The sequence below is a fragment of the Xanthomonas sp. NCPPB 2586 genome (assembly GCF_041475775.2).
In the GTDB taxonomy this organism is placed as follows: Bacteria; Pseudomonadota; Gammaproteobacteria; order Xanthomonadales; family Xanthomonadaceae; genus Xanthomonas; species Xanthomonas campestris.
Genome location: NZ_CM192981.1, coordinates 4259965 through 4276320, shown reverse-complemented (window position 1 = coordinate 4276320; position 16356 = coordinate 4259965). Strand labels below are relative to the sequence as shown.

16 protein-coding genes are annotated in these 16356 nt (G+C 65.0%); 14 read left to right on the top strand and 2 right to left on the bottom strand.

Features of this window, described 5'->3' with window-relative positions:
- The first annotated feature begins 355 nt into the window (after positions 1 to 355).
- Complete coding sequence (locus ACCQ09_RS18745) at positions 356 to 913, top strand: CcdC protein domain-containing protein (protein WP_228428425.1); 558 nt, start codon at positions 356 to 358, stop codon at positions 911 to 913.
- 106 nt (positions 914 to 1019) lie between these two features.
- Here ACCQ09_RS18745 and ACCQ09_RS18740 read toward each other — a convergent pair whose 3' ends face one another.
- Complete coding sequence (locus tag ACCQ09_RS18740; RefSeq protein WP_011035787.1) at positions 1020 to 1697, bottom strand: OmpW/AlkL family protein; 678 nt, start codon at positions 1695 to 1697, stop codon at positions 1020 to 1022.
- Between the two features lie 185 nt (positions 1698 to 1882).
- Here ACCQ09_RS18740 and ACCQ09_RS18735 point away from each other — a divergent pair, with 185 nt between their 5' ends.
- The 6 genes from ACCQ09_RS18735 to ACCQ09_RS18710 all read left to right on the top strand — a co-directional run bounded on the left by ACCQ09_RS18735 (position 1883) and on the right by ACCQ09_RS18710 (position 9353).
- Entirely contained in the window at positions 1883 to 2401 is a 519-nt protein-coding gene (locus tag ACCQ09_RS18735) for a DNA-deoxyinosine glycosylase (RefSeq protein WP_044474938.1), read from the top strand.
- Positions 2402 to 2559: 158 nt separating this feature from the next.
- A complete protein-coding gene (locus ACCQ09_RS18730; protein WP_040941857.1) occupies positions 2560 to 3318 on the top strand; it encodes a YggN family protein in 759 nt (252 codons plus the stop codon).
- Between the two features lie 126 nt (positions 3319 to 3444).
- Positions 3445 to 5211: a dihydrolipoyllysine-residue acetyltransferase gene (aceF, locus tag ACCQ09_RS18725; RefSeq protein ID WP_040941856.1), complete on the top strand. Its 1767-nt coding sequence runs from the start codon at positions 3445 to 3447 to the stop codon at positions 5209 to 5211.
- A complete protein-coding gene (locus ACCQ09_RS18720; RefSeq protein ID WP_014506509.1) occupies positions 5208 to 5855 on the top strand; it encodes a hypothetical protein in 648 nt (215 codons plus the stop codon). The genes aceF and ACCQ09_RS18720 overlap by 4 nt, the downstream gene beginning before the upstream one ends.
- Before the next feature lie 16 nt (positions 5856 to 5871).
- Positions 5872 to 7719: a dihydrolipoyl dehydrogenase gene (gene lpdA / locus ACCQ09_RS18715; protein ID WP_040941855.1), complete on the top strand. Its 1848-nt coding sequence runs from the start codon at positions 5872 to 5874 to the stop codon at positions 7717 to 7719.
- A 371-nt stretch (positions 7720 to 8090) separates the two neighbouring features.
- Complete coding sequence (locus ACCQ09_RS18710) at positions 8091 to 9353, top strand: Xaa-Pro dipeptidase (protein WP_080640163.1); 1263 nt, start codon at positions 8091 to 8093, stop codon at positions 9351 to 9353.
- A 394-nt stretch (positions 9354 to 9747) separates the two neighbouring features.
- Here the strand turns inward: ACCQ09_RS18710 and ACCQ09_RS18705 are convergent, their stop codons facing one another.
- Complete coding sequence (locus tag ACCQ09_RS18705) at positions 9748 to 10560, bottom strand: hypothetical protein (protein ID WP_012439318.1); 813 nt, start codon at positions 10558 to 10560, stop codon at positions 9748 to 9750.
- 516 nt (positions 10561 to 11076) lie between these two features.
- Between ACCQ09_RS18705 and ACCQ09_RS18700 the strand changes: the two genes are divergently transcribed.
- The 7 genes from ACCQ09_RS18700 to atpG all read left to right on the top strand — a co-directional run bounded on the left by ACCQ09_RS18700 (position 11077) and on the right by atpG (position 16329).
- Positions 11077 to 11442, top strand: a complete 366-nt coding sequence (locus tag ACCQ09_RS18700; RefSeq protein WP_011035795.1) for a hypothetical protein — start codon at positions 11077 to 11079, stop codon at positions 11440 to 11442.
- 25 nt (positions 11443 to 11467) lie between these two features.
- Entirely contained in the window at positions 11468 to 12268 is an 801-nt protein-coding gene (gene atpB / locus ACCQ09_RS18695) for a F0F1 ATP synthase subunit A (protein WP_011035796.1), read from the top strand.
- 73 nt (positions 12269 to 12341) lie between these two features.
- On the top strand, positions 12342 to 12644 hold the full coding sequence (gene atpE, locus ACCQ09_RS18690) for a F0F1 ATP synthase subunit C (protein ID WP_002814105.1): 303 nt from the start codon (positions 12342 to 12344) through the stop codon (positions 12642 to 12644).
- 112 nt (positions 12645 to 12756) lie between these two features.
- On the top strand, positions 12757 to 13227 hold the full coding sequence (locus ACCQ09_RS18685) for a F0F1 ATP synthase subunit B (RefSeq protein WP_011035797.1): 471 nt from the start codon (positions 12757 to 12759) through the stop codon (positions 13225 to 13227).
- A 3-nt stretch (positions 13228 to 13230) separates the two neighbouring features.
- Entirely contained in the window at positions 13231 to 13758 is a 528-nt protein-coding gene (locus ACCQ09_RS18680) for a F0F1 ATP synthase subunit delta (protein ID WP_011035798.1), read from the top strand.
- Between the two features lie 47 nt (positions 13759 to 13805).
- The gene (atpA, locus tag ACCQ09_RS18675) at positions 13806 to 15353 is read left to right on the top strand and encodes a F0F1 ATP synthase subunit alpha (protein ID WP_011035799.1); all 1548 of its coding nucleotides are present in this window, start codon (positions 13806 to 13808) and stop codon (positions 15351 to 15353) included.
- 112 nt (positions 15354 to 15465) lie between these two features.
- Positions 15466 to 16329, top strand: a complete 864-nt coding sequence (atpG, locus tag ACCQ09_RS18670; protein ID WP_011035800.1) for a F0F1 ATP synthase subunit gamma — start codon at positions 15466 to 15468, stop codon at positions 16327 to 16329.
- Positions 16330 to 16356 lie beyond the last annotated feature (27 nt).

Genomic DNA, 16356 nt, shown 5'->3' with positions numbered 1-16356 from the left:
GCGCACGACCATTGCGACTGGCCTTGCCCCACCGTTGCGTCACCTTTGGCGGCATGGATGCCGTCAAGGAGCCTGCAGGGATGTACGTGCGGCGTGCGCTGCGGTGGTGGGCGGGCAAGCCCTGCAACAGCGTCACTGTCCAGATGCTCTGCAAAACCACTGCCAGAACTTTCTGCAATGGATGCATCGATCGGCACGCTGATCGGCGCAGCCCCGCAGTGGCTGCGCCATCTGGGACTGAGCTGCCGCACGCGCATGTCGACACGCACCACACTCCACATCGGTTTTCATTGCACCTGCCGGTTCGCAAACCAACCGACGCCCTTCCTCATACTGCGCTACCGATACTCTCCTGATGCCCCTCCTGCTTGCCATTCCCTTAGCCGTGATCATCGCCCTGGCGGTGTTCGCGGTGCTGTTCCCGCTGTCGTTGCTGCAGCGCTTCCGCGTCGGCACCGCTCGCCGGCAGGCACGCGGCTGGCTGTTGCTGATCAACCTGGTGTCGGCGGCGGTCTCCAGCGTGCTGTTCGTGGTGTTCACGCTGATTGCCGCGGCGTTCTGGCCGGGGGCGATCAGCCATGCCGCGTTTGGCTGGGCCTGCGGGCTGGTGTTGGGAGTGGTGGCGCTGCGCCTGACCCGCTTCGAACGCACCACGCAGGGCCTGTTCTACCGGCCCAACCTGTGGCTGGTGCTCGCGCTGACCGGCTTGGTCCTGGTGCGAATCGTTGCCGGCCTGGTGCAGGGCTGGCGCAGTACCTGGCACGGCGTGCCATGGCCGGTGGAAGGCTGGCTCAGCCACGCCAGCCTGCTGGGCGCGGCCGGTGTGTTGCTGGGTTACGCGTTGGCGTATGCCACCTTGCTGTGGCGGCGCTGGCGCAGCGCCCGCCTGCGTGGCAGCGTCTATTGGCGCTGAATCGCATGGCGCGATCGCAGCATCCGTGAACGCAAAAAAACGGGCCCGAAGGCCCGTTTTTTCATACGCACGCGTGTTGCTTGCGCGTGTTGACTGGACGTTGCGCTTAGAAACGAGCGCCGACGCCGAAGCCGACGGTCCACGGATCCAGTTCCAGCTCGCTGCCGGTACCGGCACCACCCACACGCAGTTCGGGACGCGAACGCATGTAACGGGCGTCGGCGCGTGCGAACCAGGTGGAGTTGATGTTCATGTCCACGCCCACGGTGCCGATCACGCCCTTGGCGGTATCCACGCCCACGTGCTGACCGGTGGTGGAGGCTGCGTCGATCTTCTCGTTGCTGAAGTTCGACTCGTAGTAGCCCACGCCCACGAACGGACGGAACACGTTGTCGGCCTGGCCGAAGTGGTACTGGCCGCTGATCGCGATCGGCTGCTGCTCGACAGTGCCCACCTTGCCCACGCCATCGGCGTTGACGCGGTGGTTGAACTTGTCGGCTGCGCCCCACAGTTCGACGGCCCAGTTGTCATTGATGTAGTAGCTGGCGCTCAGGGTCGGCGCCGGGCCACCGTCGACGTCCAGGCCAGGAGCCGGGTCGTTCTTCGGCTTGATCAGCGCAACGCCGCCGACCACGGCCCAATGCTTGCCGGATGCGGTGTCGCTGCTGCTGGACATGGCGGTCGAAGAGGTGTCACCGGTGTAGGTGGCCTCCTGCGCGAACGCGGACGGTGCAATCGCAAGTGCGGATACAGCAGCCAGGCTCAGGATGGAAATGGAACGCATGAGGGTCTCCTCGTCTTATTGTTAGGCCCTTGGAGTGGGCCGCGCCAAAGCTATTCCTGAAAATCTGAATCCACGCCCACCTGCGGCTCGCTAAAATTTCGTTTGTTCAGGAACTTTCCCGAGAAGACCGTGATTGCTGGATTCAATGCTGAAAGTGCATTCACGCAGATGCGTTCGCCGTGACGATGCAAACACCGCTGTTGCGTGGATTGCCCGCAGAAATTGCGGCGGATTGCCGTGTACTGGTGCTGGGATCGATGCCCGGCAGCGCTTCATTGCATGCGCATGCCTACTATGCACATCCACGCAATCGCTTCTGGCCGGTGATGCAGCAATTGCTCGGCATCGATGCAGACGCGCCGTATGACGCACGCCTGCAGCAACTGGCCGAGCGCGGCGTCGGGCTCTGGGATGTAATCGGCGAATGCGCACGCCGCGGCAGCCTGGATGCGGCGATCGTGCCGGGCAGCATCGTGGTGAATCCGCTGCCCGAGCGGTTGGCCACGCTGCCGCAGCTGCGCCTTGTGGTGTGCAACGGCAGTGCCGCCGCGCAGGCGTGGCGCCGCCACGTGCAACCGGCGTTGTCGCCGCCGCTGACGCGCCTACCGGTGCAGGCCGTGCCCTCGACCAGCCCGGCCAATGCTGCGTGGTCGCTGCCGCGTTTGTGCGCGGCGTGGCAGCCCGTGCGCGATGCGCTGCGCTAGCTGGAAGGCGTGGCATATCGCGCGCGCGGACGTTCTCAGCGCGTTGCGGCGCGCGCATGCAGCACCATCCCGCCGCCAGAAGTCATGCCTGCCTTAGGCACACGCGCGGCGGTAGCGCGCTGCGCATCATCGGCCACAGCACATAAGGGAGAAGCTGGATGGCAATCACGTACCGGACCACGTTCGCCATTGCACTGGCTGCCTGCCTGGCCGCGGCTAGTGGTGTGGCCAGTGCCGATGAGCTGCACTGCGAGGTCAACACGGACTACGACCTCACGCTCAATCCGCGCAGCCTGATCCTCATCCGCGACAGCGGCACGCCGCAGCGGCTGGTCATGCGCAAGGGCGCGCTGTTCGTCGACGACCGCTGGGTGACGTTGAGCGACGACGATCGCAACCGTCTGGTCCAGTTCGAACAGCAGACCCGCGCCGTGGTGCCGCTGGCGCAGGAGGTCGGGCGCGAGGCGGCCGATATCGCCATTACCGCGCTCGGCGAAGTGGCGGCCGGCTTCAGCCGGGATCCGTCGGCCACCCGGACGCAGCTGGCCAGCGTGCGCGACAAGGTCGACCTGCGCCTGAAGCAGAGCTTCGGCAAAAGCCAGCTGACGCCGGTGGATATCGACGATGAAATCGGCACGCTGGTGGCGGAGATGCTGCCGCAACTGATCGGCGATGTAGTGGCCAGCACCGTGCAGGCGGCGATGACCGGCAACGGCGCGCAGCTGCGCTCGCTCGACGGCCTGGAGCAGCGCATCGAGCGGCTGGTCGAGCCGCAGGCGCGCGCGCTGCGGCCGCGTGCGCAGCAGTTGTGCACGCGGATGGAGGCGCTGGACGCATTGGACAATGCGCTGGCGTATCGTCTGCCGTCAGGCGCGCCGTTGCAGCTGTTGCAGGTGGATCGACGCCCTGCCAAGTAAGCGTGCAGCCCCTGCGCGGACGCTGCATCCCGCCACGCGTGCGATTTTTTCCGCGGCAATGGTTGGCGCTGCGGCTCCCGGCCGGCCACAATAGGGGTTTCCCCATTCTGTTGCCGGAGTTCCCGTATGGCCGAAATCAAGGAAGCACTTGTCCCCGATATCGGTGACTACAGCGATGTCCCGGTGATCGAAGTGCTGGTGTCGGTCGGCGATACGGTCAGCAAGGACCAGAGCCTGGTCACGCTGGAATCGGACAAGGCCACGATGGAAGTCCCCTCGTCGGTGGCCGGCGTGGTCAAGGAGATCAAGGTCAAGGTCGGTGACAGCCTGTCGCAGGGCGCGCTGGTCGCGCTGATCGAAGTAGCCGATGCCGATGCCGGTGCCGAGACGGCTGCGGCGCCAGCGCCTGCCGCTGCGCCCGCCAAGGCTGCACCTGCTGCCGCACCTGCGCAGGCTGCCAAGGCCGAGCCGGCCGCGCCTGCCGCATCGTCCGACGGCGGTCAGGTCGAGGCCCGTGTGCCGGACATCGGCGACTACAGCGGCGTGCCGGTGATCGAAGTGCTGGTGGCGGTGGGCGACACCGTCGCCAAGGACCAGAGCCTGGTCACGCTGGAATCGGACAAGGCCACGATGGAAGTGCCCTCGTCTGTGGCCGGCGTGATCAAGGAGCTCAAGGTCAAGGTCGGCGACAGCCTGTCGCAGGGCGATCTGGTGGCGATCATCGCTGCCAGCGATGGCGGCGCCGGTGCGGCGCAGTCCCCGGCCAAGCCCACCACCGACACCGCTGAAACCGCCGGCAAGGTCGAGCCGGTGGCCGTCCCGGCCGAGCCGGACAAGCTGGCCCAGCGCGAGATCGCGCAGGTGCAGTCGGCACGGTCCACCGCGGCATCGCAGCCGGCCCAGGCAGCGCCCGGCACCCCGAGCAGCCCGCCGGTGACCTTCGATGCCGACAGCGTGCTGCCGTCCAAGGTGCCGTATGCCAGCCCGGTGGTGCGCGTGTTCGCGCGCGAGCTGGGCGTGGATCTGAACCAGATCAAGGGCAGCGAGAAAGGCGGCCGGATCACCCGTGAAGACGTGCAGCGCTTCGTCAAGGCCGCACTCAGCGGCGGCGCGCCTGCCGCAGCCGGTGCCGCACCGGGCGGTGGTGGCAACGGCCTGAACCTGCTGGCCTGGCCGAAGGTGGACTTCAGCAAGTTCGGCGAAACCGAAACCCAGCCGCTGTCGCGCATCAAGAAGATTTCCGGTGCGAACCTGGCGCGCAACTGGGCCATGATCCCGCACGTCACCCAGTTCGAATCGGCCGACATCACCGACCTGGAAGCCCTGCGCGTGGCGCTGAACAAGGAAAACGAAAAGGCCGGCATCAAGCTGACCATGCTCGCCTTCCTCATCAAGGCCAGTGCCGCGGCGCTGAAGAAGTTCCCCGAGTTCAACGCCTCGCTCGACGCGGCCGGCGAAAACCTCACGCTGAAGAAGTACATCAACATCGGCTTTGCCGCTGACACCCCGAACGGCTTGGTCGTGCCGGTGATCCGCGACGTCGACAAGAAGGGCGTGCTGCAGATCGCGCAGGAAAGTGGCGAGCTGGCCAAGAAGGCACGCGACGGCAAGCTGGGCCCGGCCGACATGAGCGGCGGCTGCTTCTCGATCAGCTCGCTCGGTGGCATTGGCGGCACCGCGTTCACGCCGATCATCAATGCACCGGAAGTGGCGATCCTGGGCGTGTCCAAGTCGGCGATGCAGCCGGTCTGGAACGGCAAGGACTTCGCACCGAAGCTGATGCTGCCGTTGTCGTTGAGCTACGACCACCGCGTCATCGACGGCGCGCTGGCCGCGCGCTTCACCACCTATCTCAGCCAGGTGCTCGCCGACATGCGACGCGTCCTGCTGTGAGAGCAGCGCTGCTGACCCTTGCGTTGCTGGGTGTGCTGCCGTGGTCGTCCGCGGCCGCACGCGAGTGCGCCAGCACGCTGGGCCGCGGCTGGCCGCCGGCGGTGGGCAACTACGGCACCGCGGTGACCACGCTGCTGGATGGCGGCGCCAAGCCGATGCTGTCGTTGCTGACCCTGCCCACGCGTGGTGTCGAAAGCGGCATCGCGCTGGTGCCGGGCAAGTCCGGCGGCGACTGGACGGTGCGCTTTAGCCGTGCCGACGAGCGGGTCTACAGCTGGGTCAGCCAGACCGACCGCGGCGCGGTGCAGTTCCGCACCGAACAGACCCCTGAAACCGTCGAGATCCCGATCCCGGCGGCGCTGGCGCAACGCCTGGTCGGCGGCTGGACCACGGCACTGACCCAGCTCGCACCGAGCGGCCAGACCGCGCCGGTCACCGAAGGCGAAGTGCTGTCGTTCCTGGTCGATGGCGTGCGCTACAGCGGCACGCGCCCGAGCTGCGGTGTTGGCGAGCTGCTGTTGCAGCAGGCCGCGCTGCTGATCGAAGCCAGCGAAGGCAAGGAAAAGAAGCGCGACAAGCGCTGGACCCAAATCGAATCGTCGCTGGATGAACTCCAGCAGACGCTTGCCGGCACCGCCGGTTAAGCCACAGGAGAAGCAAATGGCGGTCATTGAAATCAAGGTTCCGGACATCGGCGATTACAGCGATGTCCCCGTCATCGAAGTGCTGGTCGCCGTGGGCGACAGCGTGGTCAAGGACCAGGGCCTGGTGACGCTGGAGTCGGACAAGGCCACGCTGGAAGTGCCGTCCTCGGCCGCCGGTGTGGTGAAGGAACTCAAGGTCAAGATTGGCGACAACCTGTCCGAAGGGGCAGTGGTGTTGCTGCTGGAGACCGAAGGCGAGGCCGCTGCCGCACCCGCCGCGCCGAAGGCCGAGACCAAGGCCGAGACCAAGGCCGCTGCGCCTGCTGCGGCCCCCGCGGCGACCGCACCCGGCAGCAAGCCGCCGGTGACCCCGTCGCACCGCGCCCCGGCCGAACCGGCCGCGCCCAAGCCGGCGCTGGCCAGCGGCAAGGCCGCCGATATCGAATGCAAGATGGTGGTGCTCGGCGCCGGCCCTGGCGGCTATACCGCCGCGTTCCGTGCTGCCGACCTGGGCCTGGACACGGTATTGATCGAGCGCTACGCCAGCCTGGGCGGCGTCTGCCTCAACGTCGGCTGCATCCCGTCCAAGGCGCTGCTGCACGCCGCTGCGGTCATCGATGAAGTGGCTCACGCCGGCGACTTCGGCGTGGACTTCGGCCAGCCCAAGATCACCTTGGACAAGCTGCGCGAGTACAAGGAAAAAGTGGTCGGCAAGCTCACCGGCGGCCTGGCCAGCATGGCCAAGCAGCGCAAGGTGCGCACCGTCACCGGCGTGGCCAGCTTCGTCTCGCCCAACGAGCTGGAGATCGTCGGCGACGACGGCAAGACCCAGCTGCTGCGCTTCGAGCACTGCATCATCGCCGCCGGTTCGCAGGCGGTGAAGCTGCCGAACTTCCCGTGGGACGACAAGCGCGTGATGGACTCCACCGACGCGCTGGAACTGCACGACATCCCCAAGACCCTGCTGGTGGTCGGCGGCGGCATCATCGGCCTGGAAATGGCCACGGTGTACAGCGCGCTGGGCAGCAAGGTCACCGTTGTGGAGTTCATGGACCAGCTGATGCCGGGCGCCGACAAGGACCTGGTCAAGCCGCTGGCCGACCGCCTGAAGAAGCAGGGCGTCGAGGTCCATCTCAAGACCAAGGCCACCGACGTCAGCGCCGATGCCAAGGGCATCACGGTGTCGTTCGAAGCGGCCACCGAAGGCGAAAAGCCTGGCCTGCAGGCGACCGCCTTCGATCGCGTGCTGGTCGCGGTGGGTCGCTCGCCCAACGGCAAGAAGATCGGCGCTGACAAGGCCGGCGTCACCGTCACCGAACGCGGCTTTATCCCGGTGGACCGGCAGATGCGCACCAACGTGCCGCACATCTTCGCCATCGGCGACATCGTCGGTAACCCGATGCTGGCGCACAAGGCCACCCACGAGGGCAAGCTGGCCGCCGAAGTGGCTGCCGGCGAGAAGAAGGAATGGGTGGCGCGGGTGATTCCGTCGGTTGCCTATACCAACCCGGAAATCGCCTGGGTGGGCGTCACCGAAACCGAGGCCAAGGCCAAGGGCTTGAAGGTGGGCGTGGCCAAGTTCCCGTGGGCCGCCAGCGGCCGTGCGATCGGCATCGGCCGCACCGAAGGCTTCACCAAGCTGATCTTCGACGAAGAGACTCACCGCATCATTGGTGGTGCGATCGTCGGCGTGCATGCCGGTGATCTGCTGGCCGAAATCGGCCTGGCCATCGAGATGGGCGCCGAAGCCGAAGACATCGGCCACACCATCCATGCGCACCCGACCCTGAGCGAGTCGGTCGGCATGGCGGCCGAGGTGTACGACGGCACCATCACCGATCTGTATATCCCCAAGAAGAAGTAAGCCGCACCGCGTCTTGTGTGCTGACAGCGCCCCGCATTGCGGGGCGTTTGTCGTTACGTGGGCATGCCTGCGCATAACCGATTCGAAGGTCGACTCGACGGCGGATGCCAGCGCACGCGTGATGTGCGCCGGTATCGGCAAGGGCAGCGTTGGGCGCGTCCTGTCCATCCTGCGCGAGCAGTGGCGCGTGCTGCCACGCGCTCGCGCCACTGCGTGCGCTAACGCGGCTCCATCACCGCAGCATCGTGCGATGCCGCTGCACCGCGAACATGACCCCGCAGCGCGGCTTGCACGCCAGGCAGCGCGCTTGCACCATCGAGCCGCGGACACCGGGTTCGCGCCTGGGGAGACAACGGATGGTCAAGGTAAGGATGTCAGCGTTGCTGGTCGCCGCAGGGTGCGCGTGCACGTCGCTGAGCGCGCACGCCCAGACCACCGTCATCACCGCCGCCCGCCTGCTGGATGTGCAGGCAGGACGCTATGTGGAACGCCCGCAGATCGACGTCGTCGCCGGCCGTATCACGCGTGTCGGTCGCCAGGGCGACCCGCTGCCACCACAGGCGCAGCGCATCGACCTGGGCGAGCGCACGCTGTTGCCGGGGCTGATCGACATGCATGTGCATCTCACCGTGGATCCCACGCTGGGCGGCTACAAGGGCCTGGAATACACCGACAATTTCTGGACCGTGGTGGGCGTGGCCAATGCCGCCAAGACGCTCCGCGCAGGGTTCACCACGGTGCGTAATGTCGGCTCGCTCAACTATGACGATGTCGCGCTCAAGCAGGCGATCGAGCGCGGCACCGTGCCAGGGCCGCGTATCGTGCCGGCGACCTACGGCATCGGCGCGACCGGCGGGCACTGCGACGCCACCGAGTTCCCGCCATCGGTGCGCGTCACCGGCCCCGGTGTGGCCGATGGCCCGGATGCGATCCGCGCCGCGGTACGCACGCTGCGCAAATACGGCGCCGAAGTGATCAAGTTCTGCGGCACCGGCGGCGTGCTGTCCAAGACCGACAGTGTCGGCGGGCAGCAATACAGCCTGGAGGAAATGCGCGCGCTGGTGGACGAGGCGCATCGCCTGGGCTTGAAGGTCGCCGTGCATGCGCATGGCACCGCCGGCATCAACGATGCGATCCGTGCCGGCGCCGACACCATCGAGCACGCCAGCCTGGCCGATGCCGAATCCTTCAAGCTGGCCAAGGTGCGCGGCACCTGGTTTTCGATGGACATCTACAACGACGACTACATCCTGGCCGAGGGCGAAAAGAACGGTTTGTTTGCCGAGTCGCTGGAGAAGGAGCGCCAGATCGGGCGCAAGCAACGCGAGACCTTTCGCGCCGCACATGCGGCTGGCGTGCGGCTGGTGTTCGGTAGCGATGCCGGCGTGTATCCCAACGGCGACAACGCGCGCCAGTTCGCCAAGATGGTGGAGTGGGGCATGACCCCGCTGGAGGCGATTCGCGCCGCCACCGTAGACGCCGCCGATGCGTTGGGGCGTAGTGCCGACGTCGGTGCCATCGCGCCGGGGCGCTATGCCGATCTGATCGCGGTGAGCGGCGATCCGCTGCAGGACGTGAGCGTGCTGATGCAGGTGGAGAGCGTGATCAAGGGCGGCGAACGCGTCGCCGATTGAAGCGTTGCAACTGATGCTGCGCTGCGGTGTTACGGGGCAGTGCAGTGCGGCAGTGCGGTGTAGTGCATGAGCGCGTGATGCTCTGCCCGCGAGCATCGATCTATCGCGCAGCACGCGCAGTGTGTGTGACACGTGCAGTGGTGCGGGTTTTCATCAGCCTGGATACCCAGGTAGCCGCTAGTGGTGGCGCTGCGATCACGTCATCAAGCACGCGGCAGGCAAGCAGGGGTGTATGCGGTGAGGCGCGCAGACGCGCATCCCAGGTTTATGCAGCAGTCGCGCCTTGCGCATGCTGAATGCAGCGCGTTGCGTAACGCGCAGACGCAGATGCAAACACCAAAACCACAACGCCCCGCACAAGGCGGGGCGTTGCGTCACACAGGTGCAGCGCAGATCAGAACGCGAACGTCACGCCTGCAACCGGGCCCTTGAACTCCTGCTTCAGGCCGATCAGGCCATCGCTGCCGCGCTGGTCGACGTCGAGCTTGAACCAGTCGTAGCCGGCGAAGATGCCGAAGTTCTTGGTGAAGCGGTATTCGGCCATCGCATTGGCACGGCTCAGGTCGCCTGAGTAGTCGCCAAAATCTCCCCAGCTGGTGTTGAGGTACTGGCCCTGCACGTTGAACAGCCAATGCTCGCTCGGACGTGCGGTGAAGCGGATACCCACCACCGGTGCCACGCCGTCTTCGCTCTCGTCGAGCACGTCGCCGGTGAACACGTCACCCAGGTCGGCGTAGGCGTTGGCCTCGACCTTGGCGTATTCGGCACCGATCTGCAGGCCCAGGCTGAATTCCGGACTGTCGACGACCGAGTAGTCGTACACCAGGCTGGCCACCTGGTACTTGAGCTCGCCCTTGATGAAGCTGCCGCTCGGCACGGTGAAGCCGCCGGCGCTGACGTCTTCGCCCAGGGTCTCGCGGCGATCCTTGTCGTACTTGAAGTAGTCAAAGATCAAGCGCTGGCGGGTGCTCATGCGGAACACGCCATCGATGCGCGGCTCCCACTCCTTGCCACCGAAATCGAAATCCTGGTCCAGGGAGATTTCGTTGCCAGCCACCACGGTGTTGCCACGCAGGGTGTTGTCGTTATCGATGTTCATCGCGCCAAGACGGATCTGGAAGCGATCATCGGTATCTTCGGCGTGGGCAGGCGCTGCATAGGCAGCGGCCAAAACGCACGGGATGGCCAGTGCGAGCAGGTGTTTCATGGGGAGCTCCGTATTCTTGGTAGGCAGGCGATCGGGCCTGTGGCGCGCACTATCGGTAAAAGCGCGTCCACCAAAAGTGAAAGCGTTGTGGTACCGAAGTGAAGAACTTCCTAGCAATCGGACAAAACGGTCCGCTTGGCCTGTCCCGCGACATCCGGGTCAATACGCACCATTGTGGTGTCTGAGCGCTGTCACACCGCCGCGGAGGTCGGCGGATTGGACCGGAGGTGGGAAAGTGGGGGTGCGACAAAATGCGTCATAAAAGCAGGAGCCCCGGTCTCCCAGGGCTCCTAGACGCAGCCTGCAGTGGAACCTTTCGACGAGGATGTGCAGGCCTCGCAGGTTCTGACAGCCGGTTTGTGGCAAAGTTCCTCCCGTTGCGTGGCACCGGCATGGTGCGTCGCAATAAGTTCATGACTTCTCCCGGTTGTCTCGCAATTTGTCCAATTGCTATACTTTCGCGGCTCGACGAGGCGCATCTGCGCTTCCCACCCATCCACACGCAAGGTACCCGTAGTGCTGAACTCCGTTGACGCGGGTCGGCGGTTGATGCTGCGCGCTGCGGTATATCCGCTTGCCGCTGTAGCTATAACCAGTCTGGGCTTGCTGCTGATGGGGCCCCGTTACTCTGCCGGTCTGGCATTGACCGGGTTTGCGACGGTGTTGGGCGGCTGGGTGGCGGCGCGGACGGCGCTGGGGGGCGGCATCCAGGCGGCGGGCATTGCCATGGTCCGTCTGATTCTGGCGATGGTGCTGAAGTGGGTGTTGGTTTTCGTGGCGCTGGCGCTGGGCTTTGCCCTGTGGCGGCTGCCTCCTCTGGCCTTGTTGGCGGGTATCGCCATCGGGCTGATTTTTCAAGTTCTGGCTCTGGCCAGGCGTTGATTCGAACTTAAAGGGCTCCGGACACATGGCGGGCGAGGCAGCAACACCTACCTCCTATATCCAGCACCACCTGCAGAACCTGGTTTATCCGGTGCGGGATGGCGGCGGCACGTTCTGGACCATCCACGTCGACACCCTGGTCATGGCCGTGTTGATGGGCCTGGTGATGGTCTTCGCATTCTGGATGGCCACGCGCAATGCCACTGCCGGCGTGCCGGGCAAGTGGCAGGCGTTTGTCGAGATCTGCCTGGAATTTGTCGATCGCCAGGCCAAGGACACCTATCACGGCACCAGCAAGCTGGTGACCCCGATCGCGATCACGATCTTCTTCTGGATCCTGTTGATGAATCTCATCAAGATGATCCCGGCCGACTTCATCGCCATCCCGCTGGGGTGGGCTGGCATCCACGCCTGGAAGCCGGTCCCCACCGCCGACGTCAATGCCACCTTGGGCATGTCGATCAGCGTGTTCTTCCTGATGATCGTCTTCTCGCTGCGCTCCAAGGGCGTGGGCGGCATGACCAAGGAATTCCTCACGGCGCCGTTCGGCAAGTGGATGATGCCGTTCAACCTGCTCCTGAACATCGTCGAGTGGCTGAGCAAGCCGATTTCGCTGGCGATGCGACTGTTCGGCAACATGTTCGGCGGCGAGATCGTCTTCCTGCTGATCTGGGTGCTGGGCGGTGCGGGCATCGCCGGCATGGTTGCCGGCGGCGTATTCGGCCTCGGCTGGATGCTGTTCCACCTGTTGGTGATTCCGCTACAGGCCTTCATTTTCATGATGCTGTCGATCGTGTACCTGAGCCTTGCGGAAGACAGTCACTGAGTTTCGTTTCACCCTTCATCCGCTTTATCCCGATTTATCCATCACCCTTAGAAACTTTCGTTCGGAGATCACCATGTACCTCGCCGTCCTGACCAACCTCGCCCAAGTCCAGAGCTCCACCGTCCTCGCCGTCGGCATCATGATCGGCCTGGCCGCGCTGGGTGCCGGCCTCGGTCTGGCCATCATGGCTGGCAAGTTCCTGGAATCTGCCGCTCGCCAGCCGGAACTGATCCCGGTGCTGCAGGTCCGCATGTTCATCACCGCAGGCCTGATCGACGCCGCATTCATCATCAGCGTCGCTGTCGGCCTGCTGTTCGCCTTCGCCAACCCGCTGGCCCAGGTGTTCATCGAGCGTCTGTCGCAGGCTGCCGGCTGATCCAGCGGTAGCAGGATGTGGACGCAGCCATGGTGGTTGCGTCCGCGGATGAAGGTCGGAAAGCGTCGCCGTGCGGCGGCGCTTTCACCCCTAAAGAGCGATTGAGCGACCCATGGACATCACCCTTACCATCTTTGCCCAGGCGCTGGCCTTCGCCGGTCTGATCTGGATCGTCGCGACCAAAATCTGGCCGCCGCTGTTGAAGGCGATCGAAGAGCGTCAGCAAAAGATTGCTGAAGGTCTGGCTGCGGCCGACCGGAGCCAGAAGGATCTGGCGCAGGCGCAGGAGAAGGTCAACGAGGCGCTGAAGGACGCACGCACCAAGGCCAACGAGATCATCGACCAGGCCCACGCGCGCGCCAATCAGATCATCGAAGCGGCCAAGCTCGAAGCGATTGCCGAAGCCAACCGTCAGAAGGATCTGGCCCAGGCCGAAATCGACGCATCGGCCACCCGTGCCCGCGAGGAACTGCGCCGTCAGGTGTCGTCGCTGGCTGTCAGCGGTGCCGAAAAGCTGCTCAAGCGCGAAATCGATGCCACTGCCCACAAGGCACTGCTCGACGAACTGGCAGCGGAGATCTGATCGATGAGCCAGGCCCTCACACTTGCCCGTCCCTACGCCCGTGCCGCATTCGCGATTGCGCGTGAGGGCGGCAAGTTCGCGCCCTGGTCCGATGCACTTGCGTTCTCGGCGCAGGTCGCCGGCGATCCGCGCGTGGCTGCGCTGTTGCTGAATCCGGCGCTGCACCAGGATCAGGCGGTGACGCTGCTGGCGCCGCCGGCTGCCGAAGCGGACTATCAGCGTTTTCTCGGCCTGTTGGCCGATGCACAACGGCTGGCCCTGCTGCCGGAAATTGCAGGGTTGTACGAGCAGTTGCGTGCCGAAGCCGAGCACGTCGTGAAAGCGACGGTGACCTCGGCCACCGACATGAGCCCGGCCGAGCTGGCCACGATCACTGCCGCGCTGAAGAAGCGCTTCGGGCGCGAGGTGGATGTCACCACCGCGGTGGACGCTTCGCTGATCGGCGGCGCGGTGATCGACACCGGCGAGATGGTCATCGACGGCTCGCTGAAGGGCAAGCTTGCGCGCCTGCAGAACTCGCTCGCCCACTGAATTCACATAAACGCATGGCCCTCGCGGCCGGCACCTAGGACTGAACGATGGCAACCACGCTCAACCCCTCCGAAATCAGCGACCTGATCAAGACCCGCATCGAGGCGGTCAAGCTGTCCGCCGAGTCGCGCAACGAAGGCTCCGTGACCAGCGTGTCCGACGGCATCGTGCGCATCTTCGGCCTGGCCGACGTGATGCAGGGCGAAATGATCGAACTGCCGAACAACACCTTCGCCCTGGCGCTGAACCTGGAGCGCGATTCGGTCGGCGCGGTGGTGCTGGGCGATTACGAGAACCTGCGCGAAGGCGACGTGGCCAAGACCACCGGCCGCATCCTGGAAGTGCCGGTCGGCCCTGAGCTGCTGGGCCGCGTGGTCAACGCACTGGGCGAGCCGATCGACGGCAAGGGCCCGCTGGGCGCCACCCAGACCGCACCGGTGGAGCGTGTGGCCCCGGGCGTGATCTGGCGCAAGTCGGTCGACCAGCCGGTGCAGACCGGTTACAAGTCGGTCGATGCGATGATCCCGATCGGCCGTGGCCAGCGCGAGCTGGTGATCGGCGACCGCCAGACCGGCAAGACCGCGCTGGCGATCGATGCGGTGATCAACCAGAAGGGCACCGGCATCAAGTGCGTGTACGTGGCGATCGGCCAGAAGGCCTCGACCGTTGCCAACATCGTGCGCAAGCTCGAAGAAAACGGCGCGCTGGCGCACACCGTGGTGGTGGCTGCGACCGCGTCCGAATCGGCCGCGATGCAGTACATCAGCCCCTACGCCGGCTGCACCATGGGCGAATACTTCATGGACCGCGGCGAAGACGCGCTGATCGTGTACGACGATCTGTCCAAGCAGGCCGTGGCCTACCGCCAGATCTCGCTGCTGCTCAAGCGCCCGCCGGGCCGCGAAGCCTATCCGGGCGACGTGTTCTATCTGCACTCGCGTCTGCTCGAGCGCGCTGCGCGCGTGTCCGAGGAGTACGTGGAGAAGTTCACCAACGGTGCGGTGACCGGCAAGACCGGTTCGCTGACGGCGCTGCCGATCATCGAAACGCAGGCCGGCGACGTCTCCGCGTTCGTGCCGACCAACGTGATTTCGATCACCGACGGCCAGATCTTCCTGGAAACCGACCTGTTCAACGCCGGTATCCGTCCGGCCGTGAACGCCGGTATCTCGGTGTCGCGCGTCGGTGGTGCGGCCCAGACCAAGATCATCAAGAAGCTGTCCGGCGGCATCCGTATCTCGCTGGCGCAGTACCGTGAGCTGGCTGCGTTCGCGCAGTTCGCCTCGGACCTGGACGAAGCCACCCGCAAGCAGCTCGAGCGCGGTCAGCGCGTCACCGAGCTGATGAAGCAGAAGCAGTACGCGCCGATGTCCATCGCCAACCAGGCGCTGTCGATCTATGCCGTCAACGAGGGCTACCTCGATGAAGTGCCGGTCAACAAGCTGCTGGCGTTCGAAGAAGGCCTGCACGCGCACTTCGCCAACACCCAGGGTGAGCTGGTCTCCAAGATCAACACCACCGGCGGTTGGGACAACGACATCGAAGCCGCGTTCAAGAAGGGCATCGAAGAGTTCAAGACCACGGGCAGCTGGTAAGTCCAGCTGCGGGAATCGGGAATAGAGAATCGGGAATCGTCAAAGCGGGTTGGCTGTGCCAATTCCCCACTCACGATTCCCCATTCCCACTAAGTGAGCGAAGCGAGCGAGTATGGCAGGCGGACGCGAAATCAAAACCAAGATCAAGAGCGTGCAGAACACCCGCAAGGTGACGCGCGCGCTCGAAATGGTCTCGGCCTCCAAGATCCGCAAGGCGCAGGAACGCATGAAGACCTCGCGTCCCTACGCGCAGGCCATGAAGCAGGTGATCGGGCATCTGGCGCAGGCCAGCACCGACTATCAGCATCCGTTCCTGGTGGAGCGTGAGCAGGTCAAGCGGGTCGGCTACATCGTGATCTCTTCTGACCGCGGCCTGGCCGGCGGTCTGAACAACAACCTGTTCCGCAAGATGCTGGGCGAAGTGCGCCCGTGGCAGGACAAGGGTGCCGAGATCGACGTGGTCACCATCGGTCAGAAGGCCTCGGCGTTCTTCCGCCGGATCAAGGTCAACATGGTCGGCAGCGTCACGCATCTGGGCGACAGCCCGCACATCGAGCAGTTGGTGGGCGTGATCAAGGTGATGCTGGATGCCTTCACCGAGGGCAAGGTGGACCGCGTGTATCTGGTCTACAACCGCTTCGTGAACACCATGACGCAGAAGGCCAGCTTCGAGCAGTTGCTGCCGCTTCCGGCCGCCGAGCACAAGGTGGCACACCACGACTGGGACTACCTGTACGAACCCGATGCTGCCACCGTGCTGGAGCACGTGATGACGCGTTACATCGAGTCGCTGGTGTACCAGGCCGTGCTGGAAAACGTGGCCTCCGAGCACGCCGCGCGCATGGTGGCGATGAAGGCGGCCAGCGACAACGCCAACAAGATGATCGGCACCTTGCAACTGGTCTACAACAAGGCGCGTCAGGCGGCGATCACCCAGGAAATTTCGGAAATCGTCAGCGGCGCGGCCGCCGTATAGCCGGGAATAGGGAATGGTGAATCGGGA